Below are 15,277 nucleotides of genomic sequence, written 5' to 3' on the forward strand. Positions count from 1 at the left end.
ACGTTGGCCGGGACCTCTTTGGTGAAAGACGAGGTCAGGCCGGGTTCATCCGGTATACGGCGCCTTCTTGGTGAGGTCGACGGTGCCGGGGAACTCGCCCTCACCAGGCCGGACGCGGTAGCCGGCCTTCTTGTAGAGGCGGAGGTTCTCGGTGCTCTTGGCACCGGTGTTGAGCCAGAAGGTGCGCACGTCTTCGGGAGCCAGCGACTCGGCATACGAGAGCAGCTCGCGACCGAGACCACGACCCTGGAGGTAGGGCGCGACCATGAGGCGACCGATCTGCCAGGTCGCCCCCTGCGTGGGGTGCGGGCGCACCCGGACCGAGGCGAGCAGCTGGCCGTCGCGCCTCCAGACCCGCGTGTCCCAGTCCTGTATGCCGGTCCGCACCGTCTCGAGGTCCTCCTCGCCCGCGCTGAACATGCCGTAGCGGGCGAACTCCGGCGCCCAGCAGGCCCGGGTGAGGATCTGCAGGTCGGGGGCGTCGGCCGGGGTCGCGACCCGCTCCTCGAGGTCGGCGAGGACCGTGCTCACGGCCTTGGCCGGCAGGAGGTCGGGACGGCGCTCCGCGGTGCGCTGGAGGCGCTGCTCGTGGCGCCAGTGGGCGATGGCCTGGTGGTTGCCGCCGAGAAGCACGTCGGGCACGGCGCGCCCGTCCCACTCGGCGGGCTTGGTGTAGACGGGGTACTCGAGCAGCCCGTCCTCGTGCGACTCCTCGACGAGCGACTCGGCGTTGCCGATGACGCCCGGCAGGAGCCGGGCGACCGCCTCGACCATGGCGAGGACGGCCACCTCTCCCCCGTTGAGGACGTAGTCGCCGAGCGACAGGACACGCACCGGCATCCGCTCAGCGGCCCACTCGTAGACCCGTTCGTCGATCCCCTCGTAGCGGCCGCAGGCGAACGCGAGCCACGGCTCCTCGGCGAGCTCACGAGCGATCTGCTGCGTGAACGGCTCACCCCCGGGGCCGGGCACGATGAGCGTCGGCACGCGCGCGGGCCCCGCGACGGCGCCGGGCCCCGTGGCGGCCTCGCCCGACACCGCGCCCCCAGCACCCTCGGCCACGACGTGGTCCAGCGCCTCTGCCCACGGGCCGGGCTTCATGACCATGCCGGCGCCCCCGCCGTAGGGCGAGTCGTCGACGGTCCGGTGACGGTCGTGGGTGAAGTCGCGCAGGTCGTGGACGTGGAGGTCGAGCAGGCCATCACGGCGGGCCTTGCCGATGAGCGACAGGTCGAGGGGCGAGAGGTACTCGGGGAAGATCGTGACGACGTCGAGTCGCAGGTGGCTCATGCCGCGGACCTCACGCCTCGTCGAGGTCGAACAGCCCGGCGGGCGCGTCGACGACGACATGGCCGCCCTCGACGTCGACCGAGGTGACGATCGCCTCGACGAAGGGCACGAGGACCTCGCGACCGTCGGTGAGCTTCACCTCGAGCAGGTCCTGGGCCGCGCCGACGGTGAGGCCGCGGACCTCGCCCAGCACGGCGCCGGCGGGGTCGTGGACAGCGAGCCCGACGAGGTCGTGCTCGTACCAGCCCTCGTCGTCGTCCTCATCCTCGTCGACCCCGTCGAGGTCGAGGAGCAGGCGGGTGCCGCGCAGCGACTCGGCGCCGGTCCGGTCGGGGATCTCCTCGAAGCCGAGCAGCCAGATCTCGCCGTGCTTGCGGGCGGTGGCCAAGGTCAGTTCGCGCGGCACACCGGTGCCGGCGGCCGCCTGGGTGGCGAAGACGGTGCCCGGGGCGAACCGGCGCTCGGGGTCGTCGGTGTGCGTCTGCACGGTCACCTCGCCGCGCAGGCCGTGCGGCTTGCCGATGCGGGCGACGAGCAGGGGGTCGGTGCTGCTGGCCATGGGTCAGATCCTCTCAGGCGGCACACACGAACGCGCCGCGCCCCACTTCAGGGACGCGGCGCGTTGCGGGATGCTGGCGGCTGGTCAGCGCACCCGGTCGGTGTCGACGATGTCGATCCGGACCGGGCGACCACCCGCGAGGGCGGTCATCACGGTGCGCAGCGCGCTGGCCGTGCGGCCGGAGCGGCCGATGACGCGACCAAGGTCGTCCGGGTGGACCCGGACCTCGATGATCTCGCCGCGACGGAGCTCCTTGCGCTTCACGGCGACGTCGTCCTTGTGGTCGACGATTCCGGTGACGAGGTGCTCCAGCGCCTCCTCGAGCATGCTCAGGCCCCTGCCTCGTCAGCCTTGGGGGCCTCGTCCGCCTTGGCGTCGGCGCCCTCGGCGGGCTCCTCGGAGCTCTCGGTGGTGGCGGCGCTCGAGTCGGTGTCGGCAGCCGGGGCGACGTCGTCGGCCTTGGGGGCCTCCTCGGTCTTCTTGGCGGCCTTCTTCTTGGCGGTGGTGGCACCGGAGGTGTCGGCACCGTCGGACTTGCCGGCGGCGGCGAGGGCGGCCTCGTAGAGGTCCTTCTTGTTGGCCTTGGGCTCGGCGACCTTGAGGGTGCCCTCGTCCATGATCTTCAGCAGGGCGGCGACGGCCTCGGTCGGCTGCGCACCCTGGCCACGCCAGTAGTTGGCGCGGTCCATGTCGATCTCGATGAGCGACGGCTCCTGGTTGGGGTCGTACTTGCCGATCTCCTCGATCGCGCGGCCATCGCGCTTGGTGCGCGAGTCCATGACGACGACGCGGTAGATGGCGGTGCGGATCTTGCCCATCCGCTTGAGACGAATCTTGACGGCCACGTGTGTGGTCTCGCTTTCCTGTTGTGGGCACGGCCAGACCGCGGAGAGAATCACGCGGGGTACCGAACGGCCCGGGGTAGGCATCCGGCCGACATCAGTGCCAGCCAGAAGGTGTACAGCGGACCATTCTGCCAGACCTGCCGGGGTGGTCCCGACCACGGGAAGGTGGCGCGCGTACCCCGCTCGGCGCGGGCCGGCATACCGACGTCCTTCGGGTATGCCGTGTTCGCCCCTCCGGGGGCCCCTCCCGGGCCTACCGTGGTGTCGTGACCTCGACGACGGGCACGACCCCGCGACCCCTCACGGCCCCCCAGTCGGGCGCGCTCCTCGTCGTGTGGACGGTCACCGGTCTCCTGTGGGTGGTCACGGTCGCGGGACTGCTCACCATCGGGATCTTCGTCGCACCCCTGGCCGTTCTCCTCCTCGTCCTCGCCGTCGTGCTCACCGTCCGTCGTCCGGGCAGCTGGCCGGCCATCGCCGGGCTCGGTCTCGCACTGGCCGCGGGACTCGTCGGGCTCGGAGTGTTCCTCGGCTCCGCGAGCCCGTCGCAGGGGTCGTGCAGCGCGACCGCCGACGGGGTGGAGACGTGCACGTCGGGTGGTCTGGCCTACGACCCGGACGTGTTCCAGTGGAGCACCGGGGCGCCGTGGTTCGTCGCCGCCGCCGTCGTCGCCGTGCTCACCGTCGTGGGCTACGCGGTGCTGCGCAGGGTCACCACGGGCTGGGTTCGTAGTCTTTGACGAAGCACCCGTAGACGTCCTCGCCAGCCTCGCCGCGCACGATCGGGTCGTAGACGCGTGCAGCCCCGTCGACGAGGTCGAGCGGCGCGTGCCAGCCCTCGGCCGCGATCCGCAGCTTCTCGTGGTGCGGCCGCTCGTCGGTGATCCACCCGGTGTCGACGGCGGTCATGAGGATGCGGTCGGTCTCGAACATCTCGCCCGAGCTCGTGCGGGTGAGCATGTTGAGCGCCGCCTTGGCCATGTTGGTGTGCGGGTGACCGGGGCCCTTGTAGCGGCGCGAGAACTGCCCCTCCATCGCCGAGACGTTGACGACGTAGGCGCGCCGGGCGCCCGCGGCCACGGCCGCGCGCAGCGACGGGCGTAGCCGGGAGATGAGGATGAACGGCGCGGTCGAGTTGCACAGCTGGACCTCGAGCAGCTCGAGCGGGTCGACCTCGTCGACGACCTGGGTCCAGCTGTTGTTGCGCTGGGTGTCCGGCAGGAGCCCGCCCGCGTCGACGGCGGTGCCGGCGAGGTGCGCCTCGAGGCTGGCGCTGCCGGCGGTGAGCGCCATCTCGGTCATCGACGCGGCGGTGCGCTGGGCGAGGGCGCGCGCGGCCTCCTCCTCGCTCTCCCCCTCGTGGTGCGCGACCTTGGTGTCGCGCAGGGTGCCGAGGAGGTTCGCGGGGTGGGCCTCACTGATCCGGTCGAAGGTCACGAGCTCGGGGTAGCGGACGTGCTGCTCGAGCGGCACCTGCTCGCCGTCGACGAGGTGCGAGTACGAGCCGGGGCTGCGCCGCACCGTCTGGGCGGCGTTGTTGATGAGGATGTCGAGGGGGCCGGCGGCGGCGACCTCGTCGGCGAGCGCGACGACCTGGGTGGGGTCGCGCAGGTCGATGCCCACGACCTTGAGGCGGTCGATCCAGTCGGCCGAGTCCTCCTGCGCGGCGAAGCGCCGGGCGGCGTCGTGCGGGAACCGCGTCGTGATCGTCAGGTGGGCGCCGTCGCGCAGCAGCATGAGCGCGATGTACATGCCGATCTTGGCCCGGCCCCCGGTGAGCAGCGCCCGCTTGCCCGTGAGGTCGGTCCGCTGGTCACGCTTGCCGTGGCTCTTGGCAGCGCACGTCGGGCAGAGCCAGTGGTAGAACGCGTCGACCGTCGTGTAGTCGGCCTTGCAGATGTAGCAGCCGCGCGGCTTGAGCAGCTCGCCCGCGGTCGTCCCGACGGGCGGGACCTCGAGCAGGATGCCCTTGGTCTCGTCGTCGATCCGCATCGGCGAGCCGGTCGCCGTCTGCGCGAGGATCGCCTCGTCGTGGTCGATCTGCGGCTGCTTCGCCTCGCGGCGGCGGGCCTTGCGGACCTGCTTGTACATCCGGCCCGTCGCGCGCTTGACGACCTGGATGTCGGGGTGGCCGGCCTCGAGCTCGGGCAGCTCGGCGAGGACGCGCAGGACGGTCGCGAGGTCGTCGGGGTCGACCCCGGGCCCGAAGTCCTCGGGGTCGTTGTCCGTCGGGTGCTCGTCGACGGGTCGGGTGCGCTCCACGGCGTGCATTCTGTCCCACCTCGTGCGATGCGCCCCAATCGCAGGCCGCGGGTCGACGCACGCACCCGTCCTCACCCGGCTCGATCACCGATAAGTGTCCAGGCTGAACACTTATTGGTGAGCGACCCTCGGCGACACCTCTAGGGACCGGCGGCGACGACCCCGCGGGAGCCGGGTCGCGAGGTGCGCGCACGGCATACCCACGGGTCGAGAGGCGGTGCGAGCGGTCCTCCTCAGATCGCGAGGGCGGGCTCCGCCTCCGCCGGGTTGACGAGCGCGACCGTGTGGGCGAAGACGGTGTCGCCGGCCTCGAGCGCGAGCGCGTCGGCCTCGGCGCGGGTCAGCTGGGCGGCGAACCGCTCCCCCGTGTCGGCCCGCAGGTCGACGCGCACCTCGAAGCCGAGCCGGACGACGCGCTCGACCGTCGCCTCGAGGACGCCGGGACCACCGCCGACGCGAGCGTCGAGCTGCCGCGCACGCTCCCGGCTGCGGTGCAGCGCGATGTCGTGCGGGCGCACGAGCTGGCCACCGAGCCGGGCCACCGACCCGAGGAACGACATGACGAAGTCGTTGGACGGCCGGTCGTAGAGCGAGACCGGGTCGCCCACCTGCTCGATCGCCCCCTTGTTGAGGACGGCGATGCGGTCGGCGACGTCGAGCGCCTCCTCCTGGTCGTGCGTGACGAGGACCGTGGTCACGTGGACCTCGTCGTGGAGGCGGCGCAGCCACTGGCGCAGGTCGGCGCGGACCTTGGCGTCGAGGGCGCCGAACGGCTCGTCGAGGAGCAGCACCTCGGGGTCGACCGCGAGCGCCCGGGCCAGTGCCATCCGCTGCCGCTGACCGCCCGAGAGCTGGGCCGGGTAGCGGTGCTGGAAGCCGTCGAGCCCGACGATCTCGAGGAGGTCGTCGACCTTGCGCCGGATCTCGGCCTTGGGCCGCTTGCGGATCGTCAGGCCGAAGGCGACGTTGTCGCGGACGGTCATGTGCTTGAAGGCGGCGTAGTGCTGGAAGACGAACCCGATCCCCCGCTTCTGAGGGGGTATGCCGGTGACGTCCGTCCCGCCGATGACGACCGTCCCGCTGTCGAGACCCTCGAGGCCGGCGATGGCTCGCAGCAGCGTCGACTTGCCCGACCCGCTCGGCCCGAGCAGGGCGGTCAGGCTGCCCGCCGGGATCTCGAGGGAGACCCCGTCGAGGGCGACGAAGTCGCCATAGGTCTTGCGCGCTCCGGTGACGCTGATCATCGTGTGCTCCTCTTGCGGTCGAGCAGGGTCATCCCCAGCAACGTCGCGACGGCGAGGCCCATGAGGAGGGTCGCTGCGGCATACGCGCCGTAGGTGTTGTGGTCGTCGATGTAGCGGGAGTGGACGAGGAGGGTGAGGGTCTGGGACACGCCCGGGAAGCCCGAGCTCACCATGATCACGGCGCCGAACTCGCCCAGCGCACGGGCGATGGTGAGGACGACCCCGTAGGTGAGCCCCCACCGGATCGCGGGCAGCGTGATCCGCCAGAAGGTCTGCCACGGGCTCGCCCCGAGAGTCGACGCCGCCTGCTCCTGCTCGGTGCCGATCTCGTGCAGCACCGGTTCGACCTCGCGGACGACGAACGGAAGCGTGACGAAGAGCGTCGCGATGACCATGCCGGGCAGGCCGAAGATCACCTGGACACCGAGGCTCTCGACTCCGCCGAACCAACCACCGGCGCCCCAGAGCAGGATGAGTGAGACGCCGACGACGATGGGCGACACCGCGAAGGGCAGGTCCACGACGGCCTGCAGGAGCCCCTTGCCGGGGAACCGTCCCCGCACGAGCGCGAGCGCGGTGGCGACCCCGAACACCACGTTGAGGGGCACGACGATCGCGACGATGAGCAGCGAGAGGTTGAGCGCCGAGATGGCCGCGGGGGTGCGGACGGAGTCGACGAACGCGCCGAGTCCCGGCTCGAGCGTCCGCCACAGGATGAGGACGATCGGGACGGCGACGAGGACGAAGAGGTAGGCCAGGGCGGCGGTGCGCAGCCCGAGCCGGGCCGAGGTCGAGGTCCTCACGACGACTCCTCCTCGCGGCGCAGCGACCGCCCTGCGAACCAGCGGAGCAGGGCGAGCGTGACGAAGGCGATGGCGAGCAGGGCCATCGACACGGCGGCGGCGTTGACCGGACGGTCGATCTCGATCTGCTGCTGGATGTACTGGGAGGCGACCTGGGTCTCGCGCGGGATGTTGCCGCCGATGAGCACGACCGAGCCGTACTCACCGATGGCGCGGGCGAACGCGAGACCCGTGCCGCTGACGACGGCGGGCAGGAGGGTCGGCAGGACGACCCGGCGGAACGTCACCCAGCTCGACGCACCGAGCGACGCCGCGGCCTCCTCGACCTCGCGGTCGGCCTCGATGAGGACCGGCTGCACCGAGCGGACGACGAACGGCAGCGTGACGAACGCGAGGGCGACGACGAGGCCGGGCCGGGTGGCGTTGAGGTGGAGGTCGATCGGGCTGTTGGGGCCGTAGAGCGAGAGCAGGACGATGCTCGCCACGATGGTCGGCAAGGCGAACGGCAGGTCGATGAGGGCGTTGACGACGCGCTTGCCCGGGAAGTCGTCACGCACGAGCACCCAGGCGATGAGCGTGCCCATGACGGCGTTGATCAGCGCGACCACGACTGCCACGACGACCGTGACGCGTAGCGAGGCCAGCGCGACGGGTGCCGTGACCGCCTCCCAGAACCCGCCGATCCCCTCCTCGAACGACGTCACGGTGAGCGCCGCGAGCGGCAGCAGCACCATGACGCTCAGCCAGAGGCCGACGACCCCGATCCCGAGGGGACGACCGACGCGGCCGACCCTCGAACCGCCCACGGGGGCAGGGGCCCGGCCACCACCTCCGGGTCCCTGCCCCACGGCTCCGGGCGGCTGCGCACCGGGTGCCGGCGCGCTCGGCGGCAGGGCCGACACGTTCGTGTCGTCCCTGCCGCCGGTCACCGTGGTCGTCATGTCAGGACGTCGCCTTGTCGTAGATGACCGCGATCGAGCCGGTGTCCTTCTTGAACAGCGTCCCGTCCACGGTCTTCCAGCCGCCGAGGTCGTCGATGATCCAGAGCTTCGTCGGCTCGGGGAAGTCCTTCGCGAACTCCGCCGCAACTGTCTGGTCGACGGGGCGGAAGCCGGCCTGCGCCCAGAGCTTCTGCGCCTCTGGCGTGAAGAGGAAGTCACGGAACGCCGTGGCCTTCTCCGCGTTCTTGCTCTTGGAGAGCACCGCGACGGGGTTCTCGATCTTGAACGTCGTCGGCGGCGTGACGTGCTCGACCGGGTCGCCCTTACGCTCGGCGAAGAGCGCCTCGTTCTCGTAGGACAGCAGCACGTCGCCGGTGCCCTGGAGGAAGGTCTCGGTCGCCTCACGGCCGGACTTGGGTTGGACCTTGACGTGGTCGCCCACGAGCTTCTCGATGTAGGCGAGACCAGCGGTGGCGTTCTTGCCGCCGTCGCTCTTCGCGGCATACGGAGCAAGGAGGTTCCACTTCGCCGAACCCGAGCTGAACGGGTTCGGGGTGACGACCTCGACGCCCGGCTTGAGCAGGTCGTCCCAGTCCTTGATGGCCTTGGGGTTGCCCTTGCGGGTCACGATCGTCACGACCGAGCCGAACGGGACGCCCTTGTGCTCGCCGGCGTTCCAGTCCGCGTCCACGAGACCGGCGTCGACGAGACGCGTGATGTCGGGCTCGACCGAGAAGTTCACGACGTCGGCCTCGGCACCCGCGGCGACCTTGCGCGACTGGTCGCCGGACGCGCCGTAGGACTGCTGGAAGGTCACGCCCCGCCCCTCGTCGGTGGCGTTGAACGCCGGGATGAGCTTGTCGAATCCCACCTTGGGCACGGCGTAGCCGTAGAGGTTGAGCGTGCTCGTCGAGGCCTGGTCTGCGCCCTGCGGCTCGGCGGCCCCGGCCGTGTCGCTCGCACCACCACCGGCACAGGCCGACATCACCAGCGCACCAGCGGTCGCGGCGGCGGCCAGGGCGAGGCGGGGATGACGGCTCATGGTGGAACTCCTTCGATCGGGTCCGGCAGAGCTGGCCGTGCGGCCGCACTTCCCGTCGGACATGCCGATCTTTGGATAAGCCCAAGTTATCCGTCAAACAACGTCAGATTATGTCTCGCATCGTGGATGGGTCACCACGTGACGCCCCGCAGGACGATCGCGTCAGGCTCCCCCAGCGCCGTGACGTCCGTGCGCGGGTCGCGGTCGAGGACGAGGAGGTCGGCGTCGGAGCCCTCCTCGAGCCCGGGTCGTCCGAGCCATGCGCGAGCGCCCCACGTCGCCGCCGCGAGCACCTCGGCGTCGGAGAAGCCGATCCTCGTGAGCTCGACGGCCTCCTTGGCCGCCAGGCCGTGCTCGATGGAGCCTCCCGCGTCGGTCCCGACATAGATGGGTATGCCGGCCTCCCGCGCCGCGCCGAACGTCTCGTATCGCCGCGCGTGGAGGTCGAGCATCCGCCGGTGGTAGTCGGGGAACTTCTCGCGCGCGGGCTCGGCGATGGCGGGGAAGGTCGCGATGTTGACCAGCGTCGGGACGATGGCGATCCCCTGCGCGGCGAACGAGTCGATCGTGTCGGGTTCGAGCCCCGTCGCGTGCTCGATGCAGTCGGTGCCCGCGGCGGCGAAGTCGCGCAGCGAGTCCGGTCCGAAGCAGTGGGCGGTCGTGCGGGCGCCCTCCTCGTGGGCGGCGGCGATGGCCTTCTTGAGGACGTCGGCCGGCCAGCAGGGCTCGAGGTCACCGGTCTCGCGGTCGATCCAGTCTCCGACGAGCTTGACCCAGCCGTCGCCGGCCCGGGCCTCGATGCGGACGCGCTCGACGAGCTGCTCGGGCTCGACCTCCCACGCGTAGTTGCGGATGTAGCGCTTGGTGCGGGCGATGTGGCGCCCGGCCCGGATGACCTTGGGCAGGTCGTCGCGCCCGTCGATCCAGCGGGTGTCCGCCGGTGAGCCGGCGTCGCGGATGAGCAGGGTGCCGTTGTCGCGGTCGGTCGTGGCCTGCGCATGGGCGGTGGCATCGTCGACGGCGCCGTGGCGGTCGAGGCCGACGTGGCAGTGCGCGTCGACGAGCCCGGGGACGAACCACCCACGCAGGGTCAGCACGTCGTGCCCGGCGCCGGTCGGGCGTTCGTAGGTCATCCGGCCCCCGACCACCCACGCCTCAGGACGCACGTCCTCAGGTCCGAGGATGACCTCGCCGACCAGGTGCAGCACCGATGCCGTCATGGCACCCGACCTTATGTGCCCGCCGCCGCCGGCACCGTGTGCGGGCGCTCTCGCAGCGTCCGCGGAGAGCTCTCGCAGCGTCCGCGGAGAGCTCTCGCAGCGTCTGCGGCAACGGTTGCTAGAACCACCGTTTGCGCAGACGCAACGAGGAGGGGCCGGAGGCGGCAGGGGACGGGCGTGGTCAGGCGGGGGCGGCGAGGACGCGGCGCAGCGCCTCGATGACGACGGCCGGCGCGTCGCTGTGCACCCAGTGCGACGCACCCTTGACGGTGAGCTGGCGCACCCGCGGGAAGAGCGCGCGCATCGTCACCGAGTCCTCGTCCTTGATGTAGCGCGACTCCGAGCCGGCGATCCACAGGACCGGACCGGCATACGGCTCGACGTCGCCCGGCGCGAACGGGAAGTCCGCGATGACCGAGTGCCGGCCGCGAGCCGCGTCGGCGACGAAGAGCTCGACGTTGGCCTGCCAGCGCCACGACGTGCCCTCGCGCCGGAGGTTCTGCAGGAGGAACGCCTTGACCCCCGGGTCGGGCTCCTCGAACCGCGCCTCGGCGTCGGCCCGGTCCCGCAGCTCCCCGAGGGGCAGGCGCTGCATCTCGTCCATGTAGCCGGTGAACCGGTCGAGGTTGACGTAGTCCTTGGGCGCGATGTCGACGACGACGAGCTTGGCCACGAGGTCGGGTTCGGTGAGCGCCAGCGTCATCGCGACCTTGCCGCCGAGCGAGTGCCCGACGACGACCCACGGCCCCTCGTCGATGGCGCGCAGCGTCGAGGCGACGGACGCGGCATACGACGCGAAGGAGAACTTCTCCGTCCACGGGCTGCGACCGTGGTCGGGAAGGTCGACGAGCGTGCACCGCGCGCCGTCACCGCCAGGTCCCGCGAGCGCCTTCGCGATCGTCGACCAGTTGCGTCCCTGACCGAAGAGCCCGTGGAGGAAGGCGATCCGCGGTCCGGCGGTCCCGACCGACAGCGTGTGGAGCGGCTCGGTGCTCACGACCGACGGGTCACTTGCCCAGGAACTTCTCGAAGCCCTTGGGGAGCTGCGCGGGGTCCATCGCGGCCGGGTCGAAGCCACCCGGGGCACCGGCGCCGCCCCCGAACGACGAGCCCACCGGCTTGGACGAGGCGCGCTGGGCCGCGGCCTGTGCGTCGGCCGCGCGCTTGGCGGGGTTGCCGGACTTCGACTTCTTGCCGCGGACCTGTTGCTGCTGCTGCTTGGCCTTCTTGCCACCGCCCATGCCGGGCATCCCGGGGATGCCGCCGCCGCGGGCGAGCTGCTTCATCATCTTCTGGGCCTCGCCGAACCGCTCGAGCAGTTGGTTGACCTCGGAGACGGTGACACCGGAGCCGCCGGCGATGCGGGCGCGGCGCGAGCCGTTGATCTGCTTGGGGTGGTTGCGCTCGAACGGCGTCATCGAGCGGACCATGGCCTCGACGCGGTCGAACTCACGCTCGTCGAGGTTGTCGAGCTGGGCCGACATCTGGCCCATGCCCGGCATCATCTTGAGCATCGACTTGAGCGAGCCCATCTTCTTGATCGCCGACATCTGCTGGAGGAAGTCGTCGAACGTGAAGTCCTCGGCCGCGAGGAACTTGCGCTCCATCTCGGCGGCCTGGGTGCGGTCGAACGCCTTCTCGGCCTGCTCGATGAGAGTGAGGACGTCACCCATGTCGAGGATGCGCGAGGCCATGCGGTCGGGGTGGAAGACCTCGAAGTCCTTCACTCCCTCGCCGGTGGACGCGAACATGATCGGGCGACCGGTGACCCCGGCGACCGACAGCGCGGCGCCACCGCGGGCGTCACCGTCGAGCTTGGACAGGACGACACCGGTGAAGTCGACGCCGTCGAGGAAGGCCTCGGCCGTCTCGACCGCCGCCTGGCCGATCATCGCGTCGATGACGAACAGGACCTCGTCGGGGTTGATCGCAGCGCGGATGTCGCCGGCCTGCTGCATGAGGTTGGCGTCGACGGCGAGGCGTCCGGCGGTGTCGACGATGACGACGTCGTGGTGCTTGGAGACCGCCTCCCGTATGCCGTCGCGCGAGACCGCGACCGGGTCACCGAAGCTGCGAGTGCCTTCACCCGTGGGGCCGACGGTGTCGTGGCCCCCGACGTTGCCCTGCTCCGGTGCGTAGACGGGGACGCCGGCACGCTCCCCGACGACCTGGAGCTGGGTGACGGCGTTGGGGCGCTGGAGGTCGGCCGCGACGAGCATCGGCGTGTGGCCCTGCTCCTTGAGCCAATACGCGAGCTTGCCGGCGAGGGTCGTCTTGCCCGCACCCTGGAGGCCGGCGAGCATGATGACGGTCGGGCCGGTCTTGGCGAAGCGGATCGTGCGGGTCGCGCCGCCGAGGATGGCGACGAGCTCCTCGTTGACGATCTTGACGACCTGCTGGGCCGGGTTGAGCGCCTGCGAGACCTCGGCGCCGAGGGCGCGCTCGCGCACGGAGTGCGTGAACTCCTTGACGACCGGCAGCGCGACGTCGGCGTCGAGCAGGGCCATCCGGATGTCGCGGACGGTCCTGTTGACGTCGGACTCGGACAGACGCCCCTTGGTGCGGAGGTTCTTGAAGGTCGACGTCAGGCGGTCGGAGAGGCTCGTGAACACCGCACAAGGTTAACCGGCGCGCTCAGGTGGTCCCGTCACACGTGTCGATGACGACGGCGACGACCTGCGCCACCTTGGCCGGCCCGAGCGGGTGACCCGAGAAGTCGGTGACGTAGAACGTGTCGAGGGTCTGGCCGGCATACGTCGCGATGTGCGCGGAGCGCACGGAGACCCCCGACTTGGCGAAGGCCATGCCGAGCTCGTGCAGGAGGCCTGGCCGGTCCTCGGCGCGGACCTCGAGCACCGTGGCCTCGGCGCTGGCGCCGGGCACGACGAGCGCGCGCGGCTGTCCGGGCGTCCCGATCGTCGACTCGCGGCTCGGGCGTGCCGCGAACTGGCGACGGCGGTCGAGAAGACCCAGCGGTCCACGGTCACCGGTTGCGAGCCGGGCCAGTCCGCGGTGCAGGCGCGACTGCTCGGGCTCGTTGCCGCTCGGCGACTCGACGTGCCACTCGTTGACGGCGATCCCGTCGACGGTCCGCAGGATCGCCGTGCGGACGACGAGGCCCTCCGCGGCGAGGAGGCCGGCCGTGTCGGCGAAGAGACCGAGCCGGTCGCGGTCGGCGATGTCGATCCGGTAGGAGCCGCCGTGGGCGAGGACCTCGACGTGCGGATCCCCGGCGGCGAGGGCGTGCACGAGCTCCTCCGGCACGACACCCTGGGCCGCGTCCCGACCCACGTCCGCCGTGGGCGTCGCGGGCGACGCGGGGGTGTGCGTGCTCGGGTCGAGCCTGGCGCGCACCTCGGTCGCGAGCTGGGCGAGCAGGGCTGCGCGCCAGTCCGTCCACGCCTTCGGCCCCGCGGCCACGGCGTCGGCCTCGGTGAGCGCGAGGAGCAGGTCGAACCGGTCGCGGTCTCCCCCGACGGCGGTGAGCGCGGCGTCGATGGTGCGCGGGTCGGAGTGGTCTCGGCGGGTCGCGAGCTCGATGAGGGTGAGGTGCTCGCGCACGAGTGCGGTGACCACGTCGACGTCGGCCTCGGGGTGTCCGAGCCGGCGCATCACGGTCTCCGCGATGGGCGCACCGGCGCGGGAGTGGTCGTGCGCACCCGGCACCTTGCCGATGTCGTGGAGCAGCGCGGCGAGGAGCAGCAGGTCTGCCCGCCCGACGTTGCGGACGAGCCCGGTCGCGTGGACGACGGTCTCGATGAGGTGCCGGTCGACCGTGTGGCGGTGCACGGCGTTGCGCTGCGGGCGCGAGCGGACCGCGGCCCACTCCGGCAGCCAGCGCTCGATGATGCCCTGCTGGTCCAGGCCCTCCCAGACCGCGACGAGACCGGGTCCGGCCGCGAGCAGGTCGCTGAACAGGCCCCGGGCCAGCGGCGACCAGGGCGTCGGCAGGTCGGCGCACTTCGTCGCGAGGTTCTCGAGGGTCGTCGGCGAGATCGGCAGGTTCGCCTGCGCGGCGACGACCGCGGCGCGCAGCGGCAGGAGCGGGTCGCTCTCGGGGGTGCGCCCGGCGCCGAGGACGACCTCGCCGTCGCTCTCGAACAGCCCGTAGCCCAGCGGTGCCATCTGGGGCCGTCGCGGACCGACGCGCAGCACGCGGGCGCGCTGGGACTGGCCGGCGCGACGCACGGTCCCGTCGAGCGCGTAGGCGATCGTCCGCCCGGCGTCGGAGACCTCGGCGAGGAGGTCGTCGGGGTCGCCGTAGCCGAGCAGGGCAGCGACCGCATCGTGGTCCTCGCGGCCGAGCCGGTCGCGTCCGCGGCCGGTGACGACGTGGACGGCGTCGCGCACGTCGAGCAGGAGCCCGTATGCCGTGTCGACCTCACCTCGCGGACGGTCCGCGAGCCAGGCCTCGGCCAGGGCACTGAGGATCGTCATGTCGCGCAGGCCGCCGTGGGCCTCCTTGAGCTCGGGCTCGATCGACTGGGCGAGGTCACCGTGCCGGTGGTGGCGCACGGCCATGGCGTCGGTCAGCTGGGGCAGGCGCTTGCGGGCGTTGGCGCGCCAGTCGTGGCTCACGGTCGCGCGGGCCGCGGCGACGACCTCGGCGTCACCGGCAACGGGAGAGATGTCGAGCAGCCCGACGGCTGCCGTGAGGTCGTCGGCGGCCACGGTCCGGCACTGGTTGACGGTGCGGACGCTGTGGTCCAGACGCACCCCGGCGTCCCAGATCGGGTACCAGATGCGATCGGCGAGCCGGGTGACCTCGTCGGTGGAGAGGGTGCGTCCGTAATGGAGAAGGACGAGGTCGTAGTCCGACAGGGGTCCCGCGTCACCGCGTCCGACGCTGCCGACGGCGGCCAGGGCGACGCCGTCGATGCGCTGTCCCCGCGTCGCCTCCTCCCACAGCTCGCCCAGCCACTCACGGTTGAAGTCCGCGAGCCGGCGGCGGCGCTCGAGGCCCGACCCGACCTGCTCGAAGGCTCGCGTGCCGGCGAGGTCGAGCCGGCGGGCGGCGACGTCCGCGATGTCAGTCATGCGAGGGTCCTCCCCAGGTGTGCTGCTCGAATGC

General features: G+C 71.6%; 14 protein-coding genes and 1 pseudogene. 1 reads left to right on the top strand and 14 read right to left on the bottom strand.

The genetic code is table 11. The features are described from left to right. Window positions 1–45 precede the first annotated feature (45 nt). The 4 genes from trmD to rpsP all read right to left on the bottom strand — a co-directional run bounded on the left by trmD (window position 46) and on the right by rpsP (window position 2,694). Window positions 46–1,290, bottom strand: a complete 1,245-nt coding sequence (gene trmD / locus ACSQ11_RS17110) for a tRNA (guanosine(37)-N1)-methyltransferase TrmD (RefSeq protein WP_436007745.1) — start codon at window positions 1,288–1,290, stop codon at window positions 46–48. A gap of 10 nt (window positions 1,291–1,300) precedes the next feature. Continuing rightward, entirely contained in the window at window positions 1,301–1,849 is a 549-nt protein-coding gene (gene rimM / locus ACSQ11_RS17115; RefSeq protein WP_436007747.1) for a ribosome maturation factor RimM, read from the bottom strand. An 84-nt stretch (window positions 1,850–1,933) separates the two neighbouring features. Beyond that, entirely contained in the window at window positions 1,934–2,176 is a 243-nt protein-coding gene (locus ACSQ11_RS17120) for an RNA-binding protein (RefSeq protein ID WP_147061631.1), read from the bottom strand. Window positions 2,177–2,178: 2 nt separating this feature from the next. Next, window positions 2,179–2,694, bottom strand: a complete 516-nt coding sequence (gene rpsP, locus ACSQ11_RS17125) for a 30S ribosomal protein S16 (protein ID WP_436007749.1) — start codon at window positions 2,692–2,694, stop codon at window positions 2,179–2,181. Window positions 2,695–2,960: 266 nt separating this feature from the next. Between rpsP and ACSQ11_RS17130 the strand changes: the two genes are divergently transcribed. Further along, a complete protein-coding gene (locus tag ACSQ11_RS17130; protein ID WP_436007751.1) occupies window positions 2,961–3,434 on the top strand; it encodes a hypothetical protein in 474 nt (157 codons plus the stop codon). On the opposite strand, the gene ACSQ11_RS17135 is transcribed toward ACSQ11_RS17130, so the two are convergent. The 10 genes and pseudogenes from ACSQ11_RS17135 to ACSQ11_RS17180 form a co-directional block, all read right to left on the bottom strand. Beyond that, window positions 3,406–4,965 carry an SDR family NAD(P)-dependent oxidoreductase gene (locus ACSQ11_RS17135; protein ID WP_436007753.1) on the bottom strand — a complete coding sequence of 520 codons (1,560 nt, stop codon included), beginning with the start codon at window positions 4,963–4,965 and terminating at the stop codon, window positions 3,406–3,408. The genes ACSQ11_RS17130 and ACSQ11_RS17135 overlap by 29 nt on opposite strands. 224 nt (window positions 4,966–5,189) lie before the next feature. Further along, window positions 5,190–5,516 carry a TOBE-like domain-containing protein gene (locus tag ACSQ11_RS17140; RefSeq protein WP_436007994.1) on the bottom strand — a complete coding sequence of 109 codons (327 nt, stop codon included), beginning with the start codon at window positions 5,514–5,516 and terminating at the stop codon, window positions 5,190–5,192. Between the two features lie 30 nt (window positions 5,517–5,546). Further along, a pseudogene (locus ACSQ11_RS17145) lies at window positions 5,547–6,200 on the bottom strand (sulfate/molybdate ABC transporter ATP-binding protein); the annotation flags it as partial. Then, on the bottom strand, window positions 6,197–7,003 hold the full coding sequence (cysW, locus tag ACSQ11_RS17150) for a sulfate ABC transporter permease subunit CysW (protein WP_436007755.1): 807 nt from the start codon (window positions 7,001–7,003) through the stop codon (window positions 6,197–6,199). The gene cysW and the pseudogene ACSQ11_RS17145, both read right to left, overlap by 4 nt. Then, window positions 7,000–7,944, bottom strand: coding sequence for a sulfate ABC transporter permease subunit CysT (gene cysT / locus ACSQ11_RS17155; RefSeq protein ID WP_436007757.1), 945 nt, complete (start codon window positions 7,942–7,944; stop codon window positions 7,000–7,002). The genes cysW and cysT overlap by 4 nt, the downstream gene beginning before the upstream one ends. A 1-nt stretch (window position 7,945) precedes the next feature. Next, complete coding sequence (locus tag ACSQ11_RS17160) at window positions 7,946–8,986, bottom strand: sulfate ABC transporter substrate-binding protein (RefSeq protein ID WP_436007759.1); 1,041 nt, start codon at window positions 8,984–8,986, stop codon at window positions 7,946–7,948. A 131-nt stretch (window positions 8,987–9,117) separates the two neighbouring features. Next, window positions 9,118–10,206 (bottom strand): amidohydrolase family protein, encoded by a 1,089-nt coding sequence (locus tag ACSQ11_RS17165; RefSeq protein WP_436007761.1) that lies wholly within the window; start codon window positions 10,204–10,206, stop codon window positions 9,118–9,120. Between the two features lie 181 nt (window positions 10,207–10,387). After that, window positions 10,388–11,203 (bottom strand): alpha/beta fold hydrolase, encoded by an 816-nt coding sequence (locus ACSQ11_RS17170; RefSeq protein WP_436007763.1) that lies wholly within the window; start codon window positions 11,201–11,203, stop codon window positions 10,388–10,390. Window positions 11,204–11,213: 10 nt separating this feature from the next. Beyond that, entirely contained in the window at window positions 11,214–12,818 is a 1,605-nt protein-coding gene (gene ffh, locus ACSQ11_RS17175; protein ID WP_436007765.1) for a signal recognition particle protein, read from the bottom strand. A gap of 22 nt (window positions 12,819–12,840) precedes the next feature. Continuing rightward, the gene (locus ACSQ11_RS17180) at window positions 12,841–15,243 is read right to left on the bottom strand and encodes a [protein-PII] uridylyltransferase (protein ID WP_436007767.1); all 2,403 of its coding nucleotides are present in this window, start codon (window positions 15,241–15,243) and stop codon (window positions 12,841–12,843) included. Window positions 15,244–15,277 lie beyond the last annotated feature (34 nt).

The organism is Knoellia sp. LjRoot47 (assembly GCF_964253435.1).
Lineage (GTDB): Bacteria > Actinomycetota > Actinomycetes > Actinomycetales > Dermatophilaceae > Knoellia.

Bases quoted from the DNA above. Each gene is read 5' to 3' on its own strand.
- trmD (WP_436007745.1), bottom strand. From the start codon at position 1,290: ATGAGCCACCTGCGACTCGACGTCGTCACGATCTTCCCCGAGTACCTC.
- rimM (WP_436007747.1), bottom strand. From the start codon at position 1,849: ATGGCCAGCAGCACCGACCCCCTGCTCGTCGCCCGCATCGGCAAGCCG.
- ACSQ11_RS17120 (WP_147061631.1), bottom strand. From the start codon at position 2,176: ATGCTCGAGGAGGCGCTGGAGCACCTCGTCACCGGAATCGTCGACCAC.
- ACSQ11_RS17135 (WP_436007753.1), bottom strand. From the start codon at position 4,965: ATGCACGCCGTGGAGCGCACCCGACCCGTCGACGAGCACCCGACGGAC.
- ACSQ11_RS17140 (WP_436007994.1), bottom strand. From the start codon at position 5,516: ATGTCGTTCCTCGGGTCGGTGGCCCGGCTCGGTGGCCAGCTCGTGCGC.
- cysT (WP_436007757.1), bottom strand. From the start codon at position 7,944: ATGACGACCACGGTGACCGGCGGCAGGGACGACACGAACGTGTCGGCC.
- ACSQ11_RS17160 (WP_436007759.1), bottom strand. From the start codon at position 8,986: ATGAGCCGTCATCCCCGCCTCGCCCTGGCCGCCGCCGCGACCGCTGGT.
- ACSQ11_RS17165 (WP_436007761.1), bottom strand. From the start codon at position 10,206: ATGACGGCATCGGTGCTGCACCTGGTCGGCGAGGTCATCCTCGGACCT.
- ACSQ11_RS17180 (WP_436007767.1), bottom strand. From the start codon at position 15,243: ATGACTGACATCGCGGACGTCGCCGCCCGCCGGCTCGACCTCGCCGGC.